Source organism: Pasteurella testudinis DSM 23072 (assembly GCF_900176075.1).
GTDB lineage: Bacteria > Pseudomonadota > Gammaproteobacteria > Enterobacterales > Pasteurellaceae > Chelonobacter > Chelonobacter testudinis.
The window spans coordinates 299330-313042 of the sequence record NZ_FWWV01000001.1; the positions used below are offsets into that span (position 1 = coordinate 299330).

12 protein-coding genes are annotated in these 13713 nt (G+C 46.2%); 9 read left to right on the top strand and 3 right to left on the bottom strand.

Going from position 1 to position 13713, the window contains the following annotated elements; genetic code table 11:
• Positions 1-47 precede the first annotated feature (47 nt).
• The 9 genes from B8880_RS01345 (at position 48) to B8880_RS01385 (ending at position 8514) form a co-directional block, all read left to right on the top strand.
• Entirely contained in the window at positions 48-1163 is a 1116-nt protein-coding gene (locus tag B8880_RS01345; RefSeq protein ID WP_084255544.1) for a CpaE/TadZ family protein, read from the top strand.
• Positions 1164-1175: 12 nt separating this feature from the next.
• Positions 1176-2456, top strand: a complete 1281-nt coding sequence (locus B8880_RS01350; RefSeq protein ID WP_084255546.1) for a TadA family conjugal transfer-associated ATPase — start codon at positions 1176-1178, stop codon at positions 2454-2456.
• Positions 2453-3337, top strand: coding sequence for a type II secretion system F family protein (locus B8880_RS01355; protein ID WP_084255548.1), 885 nt, complete (start codon positions 2453-2455; stop codon positions 3335-3337). The genes B8880_RS01350 and B8880_RS01355 overlap by 4 nt, the downstream gene beginning before the upstream one ends.
• A complete protein-coding gene (locus B8880_RS01360) occupies positions 3337-4194 on the top strand; it encodes a type II secretion system F family protein (protein ID WP_418889041.1) in 858 nt (285 codons plus the stop codon). Before B8880_RS01355 ends, B8880_RS01360 begins: the two co-directional genes overlap by 1 nt.
• Positions 4184-4951: a tetratricopeptide repeat protein gene (locus B8880_RS01365; RefSeq protein ID WP_418889039.1), complete on the top strand. Its 768-nt coding sequence runs from the start codon at positions 4184-4186 to the stop codon at positions 4949-4951. The genes B8880_RS01360 and B8880_RS01365 overlap by 11 nt, the downstream gene beginning before the upstream one ends.
• Before the next feature lie 27 nt (positions 4952-4978).
• Positions 4979-5512: a TadE/TadG family type IV pilus assembly protein gene (locus B8880_RS01370; protein WP_084255550.1), complete on the top strand. Its 534-nt coding sequence runs from the start codon at positions 4979-4981 to the stop codon at positions 5510-5512.
• A 25-nt stretch (positions 5513-5537) separates the two neighbouring features.
• Positions 5538-6074: a tight adherence pilus pseudopilin TadF gene (gene tadF, locus B8880_RS01375; protein WP_244165584.1), complete on the top strand. Its 537-nt coding sequence runs from the start codon at positions 5538-5540 to the stop codon at positions 6072-6074.
• 85 nt (positions 6075-6159) lie between these two features.
• On the top strand, positions 6160-7641 hold the full coding sequence (locus tag B8880_RS01380) for a Tad domain-containing protein (protein ID WP_143933380.1): 1482 nt from the start codon (positions 6160-6162) through the stop codon (positions 7639-7641).
• Positions 7642-7665: 24 nt separating this feature from the next.
• A complete protein-coding gene (locus tag B8880_RS01385; RefSeq protein WP_084255556.1) occupies positions 7666-8514 on the top strand; it encodes a hypothetical protein in 849 nt (282 codons plus the stop codon).
• 89 nt (positions 8515-8603) lie between these two features.
• Here B8880_RS01385 and B8880_RS01390 read toward each other — a convergent pair whose 3' ends face one another.
• The 3 genes from B8880_RS01390 to glnE all read right to left on the bottom strand — a co-directional run bounded on the left by B8880_RS01390 (position 8604) and on the right by glnE (position 13693).
• Complete coding sequence (locus B8880_RS01390; RefSeq protein ID WP_208610869.1) at positions 8604-9281, bottom strand: hypothetical protein; 678 nt, start codon at positions 9279-9281, stop codon at positions 8604-8606.
• Complete coding sequence (argA, locus tag B8880_RS01395) at positions 9268-10623, bottom strand: amino-acid N-acetyltransferase (protein WP_084255671.1); 1356 nt, start codon at positions 10621-10623, stop codon at positions 9268-9270. The genes B8880_RS01390 and argA overlap by 14 nt, the downstream gene beginning before the upstream one ends.
• Positions 10624-10780: 157 nt before the next feature.
• The gene (gene glnE, locus B8880_RS01400; RefSeq protein ID WP_084255560.1) at positions 10781-13693 is read right to left on the bottom strand and encodes a bifunctional [glutamate--ammonia ligase]-adenylyl-L-tyrosine phosphorylase/[glutamate--ammonia-ligase] adenylyltransferase; all 2913 of its coding nucleotides are present in this window, start codon (positions 13691-13693) and stop codon (positions 10781-10783) included.
• Between the last annotated feature and the right edge of the window lie 20 nt (positions 13694-13713).

Genomic DNA, 13713 nt, shown 5'->3' on the forward strand with positions numbered 1-13713 from the left:
ACGAATCGACAGAATAAACAGAAGAATAAGAAATAGGAAAAAAGAGCATGTTGTTATCCGGCAATCCAAATACGATTTTAAGTCCCGGCGCAAAAGCCGTCGTGGTCATCTCGCAACGGGAAAATGTCCGTGCGGAAATTGCACAATTGTTGCGCACGCAGGGCATGCCTGTGGTCAAAGAGATGAATCAGGATTTTTTCAGCAGCGAAAAACTGAGTTTTGACGCTGAAAAAATTTCCGGCATTGTCATTGATATTGAACAGATTGACGATGTGGAATCCACGGTGAATGCGATTTACGGCTTGATTCCGCAGGCGGTGTGGTGCTGTTTGGTCGGTGACAGTGATTCGATCAGCACGGCGCAACAATTTTTAAACCGTGGTGTGTTGTATTTTCACCTTCAATCGCAAAAAGGGCAGATGGTCAGACAGATTCTGTCCGGTTTGTCGATCCCACGGGTGCGCACCACCATCAATATTTCGGTTTTGGCCTGTAAAGGCGGTGTCGGTGCCAGTTTTATCAGCGCCCATTTGGCCAATCTGATTGCCGAGAATAAGAAAATCCCGGTGCTGTTGGCTCAAGACAGTCGCGGTTCGCAAGATTTGGATCTGCTGTTTGACAAACGGATTCAAAACGAGGTGACGGAATTTAGCGACTTTTTGGATCTGTTCAGCGGCGATTTGAACAAATTGAAAGAGACGGCGTTGGATAAATATAATTTTATTCTGCATGATAAACCGCTCTTTTCGGCGCTAAAAGAGCAATATGCGACGTATTTGCAGGAGAGCAATAATTTTATCTTGGTTATCGAACGCAAAATGCATGCCATTCGGTTGGCGAAAAGTTTTTTGGACGAGTGCAACCGAGCGCAGCAGGCGGATTCCAAACCGCGGCGGGTGTTTATTTGCATTAATGATCACAATGCGGAAACCGCCAAACTGATGGCGACGACCGATATCGAACGCCTGCTGGGGCACTCGGTCGATACGGTATTTCCGTTATTGAAAAAAACATCAGGCAAAGTGCTGTCGGTCGATATCGGCAAGAGTGGTAAAAAAGCGTTGACCGGTTTGGTGCAGCGTTTGTTGGGGGCGAGCAGTAAACAGCATAAAAAACGCAAAAGCCTGTTTGTCTCTTTATTTCGCACCTTAAGCGGCAAGTGACGGGATTAAATTATGTTGAGTTTCGAGCTACAGCGTTTTTTCCGCGCCGAATTGATGAAAAACATCGATATTGAAAAATTGGACAGTTTCGGCGGCGAACGAGAGAAATTAATCGAACAATTCTTACAGGATATTATCCGCATCAGCGGCGAGAGCGAAAAATATCTCAGTGCGCCCGATGCTCGCTTTATGGCCGAAGCGGTGGTCGATGAGATCGAAGGCTACGGTCCGCTGCGCGAGTTGATGGAAGATGAAACCGTCAATGATATTTTGGTTAACGGTCCGGAAAATGTATGGGTGGAGCGTTTCGGGATTTTGGAAAAAACCGATAAACGCTTTATTGACAATACCCAGTTGACCGAAATTGCCAAACGTATGGTGGCAAAAGTCGGACGGCGGATCGACGACAGCCGTCCGTTGGTGGACTCCCGTTTGCCGGACGGCAGCCGTTTGAATGTGGTGATCGAACCGATTGCGTTGGACGGTACGTCAATTTCCATTCGTAAATTCAGCAAATCGAAAAAATCGCTGCAAGAACTGGTTAATTTCGGCTCGATGACGTTGGAAATGGCGAATTTTCTGATTATCGCCGCCCGTTCGAGGGTGAATATTATTGTGTCCGGCGGTACCGGCTCAGGCAAAACCACATTATTGAATGCCCTTTCCAGCTATATTTCGCCGACCGAGCGGATCTTAACGCTGGAGGATACCGCCGAACTGAAATTGGATCAGCCGCATGTTTTGCGCTTGGAAACCCGTTTGGCAGGGGTGGAACATACCGGCGAGATTACGATGCAGGATTTGGTGATCAATGCGCTGCGGATGCGGCCGGAGCGGATTATTGTCGGTGAGTGCCGCGGGGCGGAAGCGTTTCAAATGTTGCAGGCGATGAATACCGGCCATGACGGTTCAATGTCAACCTTGCACGCCAATAGTCCGCGTGATGCCACCGCCCGTTTGGAAAGCATGGTAATGATGGCAAGTGCCGCGTTGCCGCTGGAAGCGATTCGGCGCAATATTTCTTCGGCGGTGAATTTGATCATTCAGGCTTCGCGCTTGAACGACGGGTCGCGTAAAGTGGTGAATATCACTGAAATTATGGGCATGGAAAGCGGGCAAATCGTGATGCAGGATATTTTCAGTTACGAGCCGAGCAAGCACCGCGATGAGAACGGTAAAATTACCGGTCGTTTTATTTGCCACGGTCTGTTGAGCCGTTCGATTGTGGCGGAAAATGCCAAAGTGTTCAATTTAAGTAACGAATTACAGAGTATCTTCGGACAGCGGGAATGAATTTATATTATCTGATTTTATTGTTCGGTTTATTATTGGTGTTATTTACCTTAATTAACTGGATTAAAGTAAAAAAAACCGTAGCAATCAAAGAGTATCATACCGCCTCTTTTTTTAGCCGCTGGTTGGATTCTGTTTCCGTTAAAGTAAAAAAATGGCTGTTTTATTTTAGTTTCGGCAAGCCGAAAAATATTCCGATTCATAGCGTCGTTTTATTTTTTATGTTTTTTATTTCGATGCTGTTGAATGATAAATTTCTAAAAGCCAATACTTACCTGTTTTTAATTTCGATCGTACTGCTTTTTATTTTTGCGGTTTGGTTTTTGGGCAATAAAAGAAGCAAGAAAATTTTTGAAAACACGTTTCCGGAAGTGATTCAGGTTATTGTGTCAGCGACTTCGTCCGGCGCCGGACTTTTACAGGCGCTGGAACGTTGCGGGCAAAATATTCACGGCCCGCTGGGCAGTGAGTTCCAAACTATTTACCGCCGTTTGGCGATCGGTGAAGAGGCTTCGTCGGTCTTTGCCGACAGTTATACCCGTTATCCTTATAAGGAATATTATTATTTTATTATGATCATTAAGCTGAATTTGGCACGCGGCGGACAAATTCGCGAGGTGATCTCCCGTTTGGGCAAAGTGATCACCGACAGTAAAAAAATGGAGCAACGCAAAAAATCCATGACATCGGAAGCCAGAATGTCGGCGATGATCGTTGCTTGTATTCCGCTGTCGTTTTTTATCTTTATGCGCTTTTTTATGACGGAGAATTTCGATTTTGTCATTAATGATCCGAGCGGAAGAATCGTGCTCTATTATGTACTCGGCAGTGAATCTTTAGGTTTATTTATTGTGTGGTGGTTAATGAGGAAATCAACTTGATATCGTTTGCGACCTTTTATGTGGTTTTAATTGTTTTCGGACTGCTGGTGCTGATTATGGCGTTTTTTGCCAAGCGGGATTTCAGTAAAAATATGCAGATTGTGTTGCAGGATAATTATCCGCAGCAAGAGAACAAGAAAAAGAAAAAAGAACCGAAAAAGTCCAAAAAACAGTTGGAAATAGAAAATATCATCGCTAAAAATCATGGATTAATTAATTTTCTGTTTATTTTGGATAAAAATGTGAAAGTGAAATTTTCCCTGATTTTATTGGTATTGGCGGCGTATTATTTTTCCGGCGAGGCAAAAACGGCAGAGGATCTGTTGTTGCCCGGACTGTTGATTATGATCTTTTTTATTGTTTTTCCGGCAATGTTGGGCGGTATGTTGATCAAAGGCCGCTTAAAGAAAATGATGGAAGACTTTCCCGGCTTTATTGATTTGGTGGCGGTGAATTTACAGGTCGGGCTGAGTATTGAAGCGTCGATTAAGTATGTCGCCAACGATTTTTCCAGTTTAAACAAAGATTTGGCTATAGTGATGTTACGCATGATTAGAAAAGCCGATGTCACCGGATTAGAAACCGGTCTGCAAGACTTAGCGCAATCGTTGCCGACACAGGAAGTGAAAATGTTCTGTACCGTGCTGCAGCAGAGTTTGAATTTCGGTTCTTCGATTTATGCGCATTTGATTCAATTATCAGCCGATTTGCGTGAAATGCAATTGTTAATTATTGAAGAGAAACTGGGTACGTTATCGGCAAAAATGAGTATCCCGTTAATTATTTTCATTATGGTGCCGATTATTATTCTGATTGTTGCACCGGGCTTTATGAGGGTTTTTCCAAGTGTACTTTAAAAAAATCATTTCAATCAGCGTATTGGTATTGATGGTGGCTGGGTGTGTTAATCCGGCTGGGAATTCAGGCAAATCAAAATATAGCGCACAGCAGATTAGCGAAAAAGAGACGTTTTTGCAAAGCAGCGGTGACTATCGCGGTTTGATTGCGTTGTACCGTGAGATTTTGAAAAACGGCGAAAATGAGATGATCCGTTATAAGCTGGCGGAAAGTTATTATTATAACGGTGACAGTAAATCTTCGAATTTTTATTTAGAGCCGTTAATCGCCAGTAATAATCGTAAATTGAGCCATGATGTTTTTTTATTACGCATTAAAAATGACATTCAGCTCAATCAATATCAACGTGCGATTACCCATGCGGACAGTTATTTGAAAATCAATGCCAAAGACGGGCAGGCATATAACCTGCGCGGCATTGCTTATGCGCATTTGGGCAATCTTGATCAAGCCTATCATGACATTATGTCGGCAAGGGAGCGGTTTATTTCCGACAGTGTGGCAATCAATAATTTAGCGATGTTAAATATTTTGGATAAACAATATAAAAATGCCGTCAATTTATTATTGCCGCAATATTTAAACGGCGAACGTGAACCTCGTCTGATTTATAATCTGGTTTTTGCCTTGGTCAAGAGCGGTGATTTAAGTTATGCGAAGGATATTATTCAAAAGGAAAAATTGAATACTTCACCGGATCAATTAATTATCGCTTTGCAAAAGACAGAAAAAAATGCTGATAAAGTCAAACGATAAAAAACCTTGCTAATTGTTGAAGAAAATATGAAAAACATACGACGATTTATCCGGAATGCCAAAGGCGTTTCAACCGTTGAATTTGCGTTAACCATTCCGTTTTTTATTTTATTGTTAAGTATGATTTTTGAGTTGGCACGGATCAGTTTATTGTCGGCATATTTAGATTATGCCCTGAGTGAAGCCGCACGCGAAGCCAAAAACCGCTATGTTCGCGGCGGTGATTATCAGCAAATTTTCACAAATAAATTGGAACAGGAAAAAACATGGCAATTTTTGAATTTCGGCGGCAGTTTCGATATTAAAACCGAATATGCCGACGATTTAAAAGCGTTGTTAAGCAATCAGTATCGAACTCCGGTATTTGATGCTCAGGGAAATATCATTTCTCCGACCGGATCCGATGCCGGTTTGGCGCGCTATTCGTTTAATTATCATTACCATTCTTGGATTCCTCTCGTGCCGGAAAAGTGGATTTCGCCGATTTTTCATCGCGAAATTGTGGTGGTGCAGGAATATGAACGCTCTTTATTTCCGTTTGTTTCCGATGGTTTATTGTAATAACAGAAAAATAACAGGTTGTGGAATGCATCGCTTCAAACATCACTTTTTTAATGATAATCGGGGTTCGGTCAGCATCGAGTTTATTTTTGCCTCAATGTTTCTGTTGATCATTTTCGCCTTTATGGTCGATTTGGTCGTGCTGCGTTCAACGATGGGCAAACTGGATCGAACCAGTAACAGTTTGGTGAATATCCTGCGCGAAAGAACCCAGTTTTATAGCGGAAATGCTGAAATTAACAGTGAAGATGTGGTTAATTTTAAAAAATTGGCCGGTTTAATGATTAATTCGGATCGGGCAATCGGTGTTTATTTAGAACGTTGGGGCGAAGAGCAAAACGGCAAGATGGCGATCGGCGATCCGAATTGCCGCCCGGCGGTCAGCTTGCGGGAGCGGGCGAATTTATCCCCGCGTTCGGAAATTTCAAACACACGCAGGATTCCGTTATATCAAGTGACGTTGTGCACCGAAACCCATAGTTTGTTTCGGGCGATGATCATGGATAAAGAAAACAGGGTAACCGAAGGAATCCGTTCTTCTTCATTGGCTGTCAGCCGTTAAATCAGCAGGAGTTTTGTTCGTGGGCGTATTCTCTTTTTGTAAAAAACAACTTGTCACATTTTGGCAGGATCAGCGCGGCGTCTATATGATTATGATCGGATTACTGAGCGTGATTTTGCTCAGTATTACGGCGTTGGCGGTGGACGGCAGCGGTTTATTGCTGGACAAAGCCCGTTTGGCGGACAGCATGGAACAGGCGACGATGGCATTGGCGGCGGAGAATAACCTGAACCGAACCGATGAACATAAACTGGATCAAAATTATAGTGATAACAAATTCAGTAAAGATGCTTTTTTCTTTAGCAACAGCAAAGTTTATCAACGTGATCAAGAGCTGATCAAAGGCTATATTCGAGCATATATGCCGAATGTGAAATTTTTTCAGGATTTCGACTACGACTGCACATTTCGTCAATTGAAAGATGAAAAGGGCAATATTATCAATACGCCGGTTGTTTGTTGGGCAAACGGCGAAGTAAAACGCCCGTCTTGGTTGTTTTTAAATGATGTCAAAACCACGTTTGCCAAAGAAGAGCGGATCGGCTCCAGCGGCATTGCAGCGATTAAACAAGCCTCGGTGATTCCGCTGGACGTGATGGTAGTCACTGATTTGTCCAGTTCGATGAACTGGGTCACCACAGAACGGCGCGCACCTTATTACCGTGGAGAGGAAAGTAAACTAACCATTTTAAAATCGGTGATGAGCGATATTTCCGATATTTTGCTTGATACCAATCCGGCAAAAGCCAGCCCGTATAACCGGCTGGGATTTGTTTCCTTTGCCGTCGGTGCACAGCAGCTTGGCGATACCGAAAATTGTGTGATCCCTTTTTACGGACGGAATGGAGAAACGCCGGATGGAAATTCACGCGCGATTGTCGATAGAGTCAAGCGTAAGCAGGTGGGGGCTTTTTTAAATAGTTTTCCGAGTTATATTGACTATGATAAAACAATCAACAGTATTCGCCATTTTGACGGTAAGCAAAAGCAATATCCGTTACATTATCCGAAAGGGAGTTGGTGTTTGTTTACCAACCGCAGTCATAGCACTACGCAGGCCTGGTTTGAAGTGAAAGATAAAGCGGTGTTGAAATCCGAATTTAACCGACTGTCGGCTAGCGGTGCAACGTTGGTCAGCTCCGGTACATTAATCGGTGCAAATATGATGATGGGCAAGAACAGCAATGTGAATATTAATGAAATAAAGGAAAATACCCAACGGATTTTGCTGATTTTGTCTGACGGACAAGACGAGATGACCGGAGATAATACCTTGGGGGAATATAATTATCGCAACATTACCAAGAAACTGATCGAAAGGGGAATGTGTACCGAAATTCGCAACCGCATGAACAGCCTGCAAGATCCGCGTTTTCGTGCCAGACCGAGCCGAATTGCGTTTGTGGTGTTCGGTTACACGCAAACCGCCGATCAGGAGCAGGCGTGGCGTAATTGTGTCGGCGATACCAACTATTATCGGGCGGATGATAAAGTCGGCTTATTAAATGTATTTAAACAGATTATCGGCTTCGAGGAAGAGGTCGGACGACCAACGTTTCAATTTTAATTAAATTAATCACAAGAGGATATTATGCAGTTATTCAAATCAAAAATCGCAGCAGTGGGCGCATTGTTGTTAGGGGTATTTTCATTCAACGCCACGGCACAGGATAAGGATTACCAATATTATGAAAATGCCAAAATTGCGGTGAATTATAACGGTGAAGTCGGTTATTTGTTGCAAAAAATTGCCGATCAGATGAAAGTCGGCTATTTGTCGTACAATGCCGATTCCGCGCAACCGATTGTGATTAAGCAGGCGGAAACGCAAACGCTGAAAGACTTGCTAAATTCGGTGAACGGGCAGTTGAAAGGCAATACCGCGCAGTTTGATACCCTCGGCAACCGCACTTTGCTGGTGCTGTCGGACGGCAAAGAGCCGATTGTGCAGCAATATATCGGGCCTGTGATTTTTGGCAGTGAGCAGCCGCCGCAAAACAGTATTCAAGTCACCCTGCCTGAAACCGAAAAAGGCGAGACGAGTGGGGCTGTGGAGACGAGCGATAACGCGGCAGAAGAGCAGTTATCCGAAGCGGATCAAAAGTTGCGTGATAAAGAAACCAAGATTATTGATGCGATTATTCAAGAAAGCGCCGACGAAAAAGTGCTGGCTAAATATAAAAAGAAAAAAGCGCCCGAATATCGGGCGTTACCGAATACGCCGTTGTTAGGCTTGGAAGATATTAAATCGACGCCGATCAGTACGTTTTTGCTGTTTTCGCCGGAGGTGAATACCGGCGAATATTCGGTTAAAGGCCCATTTGAGAAGATCGGCAAATGGGGCAGTGTGATTGCCATTTCACATAAAACCTGGAAAGCGCCGGTTGAAATTCGGGTTTTTAATCAGGAAAAAGAGGAGTTGCGGTTATTGAAAAAATAGCCTTAGCTTGCCCTGCCACATTTTTTACCGCACTTATAGGTTTTCACCGCACTTATATATAGGCGCTGCCAGTATGCGCCGCTCTCTGTTTATTCCGCCTTGAAAAATCGAGCGTACTGCCGCACCCTGAAATCAATGGTATTGAAATCGGGATTTTGTGCTTTCAGCATTTTATATTCGGGCAGAGCACCGACGGCACGGTTGGCGGCGCCGGAGGGGGCGGTGAGGGAAACAGTGGTGAAAGTGCGGTTTTGCCATTCGAATTGATGAATGCGCGGTATGTTGTCATCAACTAAATTCAGGTGTAAACCGACAGTTTTTAAATGCTGGCGGAACAAGTATTCCGGGCCGTTTTTGCTGTTGCCGCCGGTGAACAGCAGGGTTTTGAGATGCGGATTCTCACTTAAATACTGCAGTAGCGGGCGCAGTTCGATCTGCTGCATACCCAGATCGGAGGCATCGATTTTGGCACGTCGGCACTGTTGCACCATATCGCAAATGCCAATGTTATGCCGAATTAAAAAATCTTGCCGTTGTTGAACCGCACTTTGATTGTTTTCAAAGCGGAAATCGATGCCGAAAATATTGCCCAAAATCAGCCAAAGCTGCCCGTCGCGGCTGCCGTAGCAAAAATCCACATCATCGGGTTTGAGCAAACCTTGCGAAAAGCGTGGCGGCGGCAACGTGCCGACAATCAGCTTGTCGGCAGTGGCAGGAATAAACGGCGGATAAGGGTGGCGGTGCAGAAACACGCTAGCTGCGCTCACTGCGGTGAGGTTCACTTTCCTGCAAATTTTGAATCAAAATCTTGGATTTGCGTTGATAGTTGTAATGTTCCCGTTTGTCTTGCGGTAAATCTTCTACATTGGCGATTTTAAATCCGCGCTCTTGAAACCAATGCACCGTGCGGGTGGTCAGCACAAATAGCCGCTTGATTTTCAATTTTCTGGCGCGTTTTTGTAGCTCTTCCAACAAAATATCGCCGCGCGAGGAGTTGCGGTAATCGGGGTGAACCGCCACGCACGCCATTTCCGCCATGCTTTCTTCCGGATACACATTCAAGGCGGCGCAGGCGATCACCACGCCGTCACGTTCGATAATGGTGTAATTGCCGATCTCCATTTCCAACTGTTCGCGCGAACGTTTGACCAAAATCCCTTGTTGTTCGAACGGTTGAATCAACGTCAGCAAACCGGCAATATCTTGAATAGTGGCGATCCGAATCGTTTCCGAACTCTCCATCGATACCTGCGTACCGATCCCGTCACGGGAGAACAGTTCCTGCAACAGTGTGCCGTCCTCTTCATAGCTGAGCAAGTGCGAACGCTTGATGCCGGCGCGGCTGACATCAATTGCCGCTTGCAGGAAACGGGCTTGCGAGCTGTGATAATGTCCGTTTTCGATCAACTCATGCAGATGAACCGCGGCACGTTGCGGGAACAGGTCGGCGATAATCTCCCCGTTTTCATCACGGATACCGTCGTCGGCGCAGAAGCCGATCAGTTTTTCCGCATTGAGTTTAATCGCCACTTGGGTGGCAATATCTTCAAACGGCATATTGAAATTTTCACCGGTCACCGAAGCACCAATCGGGCCGAGCAGCACAATGGCGTCGTTGTCCAATTGCTGCTTAATCGCTTTGATGTCGATACGACGGATTTTGCCGCTCAGCAGATAATCCACTCCATCGTCCACACCGATCGGCTGTGCGATCACAAAATTGCCGCTGACCACGTTGATACTGTTATTGCTGTGATTGCCGGCATTAAACGTGCGCACCGACAGACGGGCGCTGATGTCGAATTGCAGCTTGCCGACCACCTGTTTCACCAGCTCCAGTGTTTCCGTATCGGTGATACGGATATTTTTGTGATAAGCCGGTGTAATATCGTGCGCTTGCAAGGCTTCGTTAATCTGATGACGCACGCCGAACACCACCACCAATTTGATACCTAAGCTGTGTAATAAGCTGATATCATTGATAATATTGATAAAATTTTTACTGGCAATGGTGTCGCCGTCCAGCATAATCACAAAGGTTTTATCACGGTGCAGGCTGACGTAAGGCGTGGATTCTCTGAACCATTCGACTAATTCGGTATCGCGTATCATAATCGTCCTATCTAAACTGATTATTGAATAAATATGTTATTATTTTGCATTTTTAATCAAGTTAAGCAAGCAAAATAAGTAAATCCGTTCTCTGCCGACCGCACTTTTTCCGTTCGCCACGGCAAAAGTGCGGTCGGCTTATTGGGTTGATGGCTTAGTCGGCAAACAGCAGTTGCCAAATTTCCCTGACATACGCCCTTTCTACAACAAATTGATCGTCGCTGACAATCGATTTTTTACCGATCAGGTTCAAATGGTGAATTTTATTGCGTAAATCCACATAACAGCGCTTTAAACGCTGCGCTTGCTCAGCGCTCAACACGCCGCTTTGCGCCATGCTGTCGAAAATCCGCACATTATCCGACCAGCGGCTCAGTTCAGGGTGTTGCGGCGTGTTGGCGAGCACCAGATATTGCGCGATAAACTCGATATCGGTGATCCCGCCCGCATCGGTTTTAATATTGAATAAACCGGCTTGCGTTTCGGCGAGATGTTCGTACATTTTCTCGCGCATTTCACGCACCTCTTTTTTCAATAGGGTAAGATCGCGTGGCGTTGCCAGCACATCAGCCCGAATTTGCTCGAATTGCTGCCGAAGTGCGGTTTCGCCGTAAATCGCACGGGCACGCACCAGCGCTTGTCGTTCCCACGTCCACGCATCTTGTTGTTGATATTGCCGGAAAGCGTTGATACTGCTGACCAGCAAACCGGCAGCCCCCGACGGGCGCAGGCGCATATCCACTTCGTACAAAATACCGGCACGGGTATTGATACTGAAAATGCTGATGATTTTTTGCGCCAGCCGCAGATAAAACTGGCTGCTGTCAATACTGCGTTTGCCGCCGACGGTTTGGCTGCCTGTCGGGGCATCGTATAAAAACACCAAATCCAAATCGGAGTTGTAACCCAGTTCGATTCCGCCCAGTTTGCCGTAGGCAATCACCAAAAAGTTTTTCTGCCCGTCCTGCAAATGCTGCGGCGTGCCGAAACGCTGTGCGGTCTGCTGCCATGCCAGATTGACCACGGCGCTGATGATCGCTTCCGCCAAATAAGTTAAATGATCGCTGACTTTCATCACCGGCAACACCTCTAAAATATCGGCGGCGGCGGTTCTGAGCAGGGTGGCTTGTTTAAACTGGCGCAGGGCGTCGATTTGCTGTTCCTCGTCCTCTTGCGGAATGCGCATGAGATACTCTTTCAGCGTGTTGCGATATTCACTGAACGGCGGCGGATTGAACAGAGTTTTGTGATCCAGCAGTTCATCGAGCAAAATCGGAAAATTGGCGATCTGCTCGGCAATCATCGGCGAAGCGGCGCTGAGGCGGATTAACATTGCCGATGCCGACGGATGTTCCAGCAGCAATTCCAGATAAGTGGTGCGGGTCACGATTTTGCTGATGATATTGAGGATTTTCGGCAATACGCTTTCAACCTGTTCATGGGCAAACAGTTTATCCAACAGGCTCGGCATCAGCTTGTTCAGTACATCACGCCCACGCTGTCCGATTTGGCGGCGTTGAGTATCACGGTAAAACTGCGCCAGTGTTTGTTGCAAGGTTTGCTGCAATTCGTGGCTGAACGAGTAGGTTTGCAGGTTGCTGTTGAGATAGTCCTCGTTGTCACCAAAATGCAGAAAATCGTTCCAAATCGAGTCGTTGCTCTGTTCTTCCTGACTTTCGTTTTCATCGCCGATCAAGTGCTTGAACACATGGCGCACGCTGTGTTGCTGTTGTTGCAGCACGCGATAGAAATCGTCCCAATCCTCAATCGGATAAGCGATTGTCTCTGCTTCACCTGCTGCATTCAGCACGCTAAATTGGCGGCAAGCGAATACCAACCGCACTTTATCCTGTTCATTTTGCGGCAATAATTGGGTTTGCTGATCGTTGATCGCCTGTAGCACGTTTTCCACTCGGCGCAAAAACAGATAAGCCGCTTGCAACGCTTGCGCTTCCTCCGTCGGAATCAGATTGAGCCGCACCAAGTGCGGTAACACGTTTAATAGCGAACGGTGTTGTAAATCCGGCTCGCGTCCGCCGCGAATCAGTTGGAACACCTGCACGATAAATTCCACTTCGCGAATGCCGCCTGCACCCAATTTAATGTTATCCACCAACCCACGTCGGCGGATTTCCCGTTCAATCATCGCTTTCATGTCGCGCAGCGATTGGATTACGCTGAAATCAATGTAGCGGCGGTAAATGAATGGCTTTAGCATGGTTTTCAGTTGCTGATGATACGGATTGCTGTCATCTTCGCCCATTAAGCGCGCCTTAATCATCGCATAGCGTTCCCAATCGCGCCCTTGTTCCTGATAATAATCTTCCATCGCGGCAAAGCTCAACGCCAGCGCGCCGGCGTCGCCGAACGGACGCAGACGCATATCGGTGCGATAGACAAAGCCGTCGATGGTGTGTTGATCCAGCGCTTTGATAATCCGTTGCGCCAAACGGATAAAAAACTGCGCATTATCCACACTGCGCCGTGCGCCGACGGTCTCGCCTTTTTCGGGATAGGTGAAAATCAGATCGATATCGGAGGAAAAATTCAGTTCGAAGCCGCCCAGTTTACCCATGCCCAAGATTAACAGCGGTTGCGGCTGACCGCACTTGTTGACCGGCGTGCCCAGTTCCTGACAGATTTTTGGATAGAGCCAATCGCGCGTTGCCACAATCAGGCTTTCTGCCAACTGCGAAAGTGCGGTAAAGGTTTGCTCCACCGTCATCAGATTCAAACTTTGGCAAAAACTCAACGCCGCCATTTCCCGATTGCGGAAACGGCGCAATAGCGCATGAAGCTGTTCTTCGCTTTCCACTGCGATTAATTTGGCTTGCAAGCGTGCGGGATAATCCGTACACGTCTGCAACGACGGCGGCAGTTGCGCCCACTGTGCGACTAAGTGCGGTTGTTTGTGCAGGACCTCAGAGAGGAAATCAGAGAGGGAAAGTGCGGTTTGGAGTTGTTGTGCAAATGGACTGGCAAGAAGTTCGTCGATTGACAGCGGCGGTGAAAAATGGGGAAGTAGCGCTTGCAGTTTAGGTAATACGTTCGGTAAAGTAAGGGGCATAATATGCTTTCCTGCGTAAC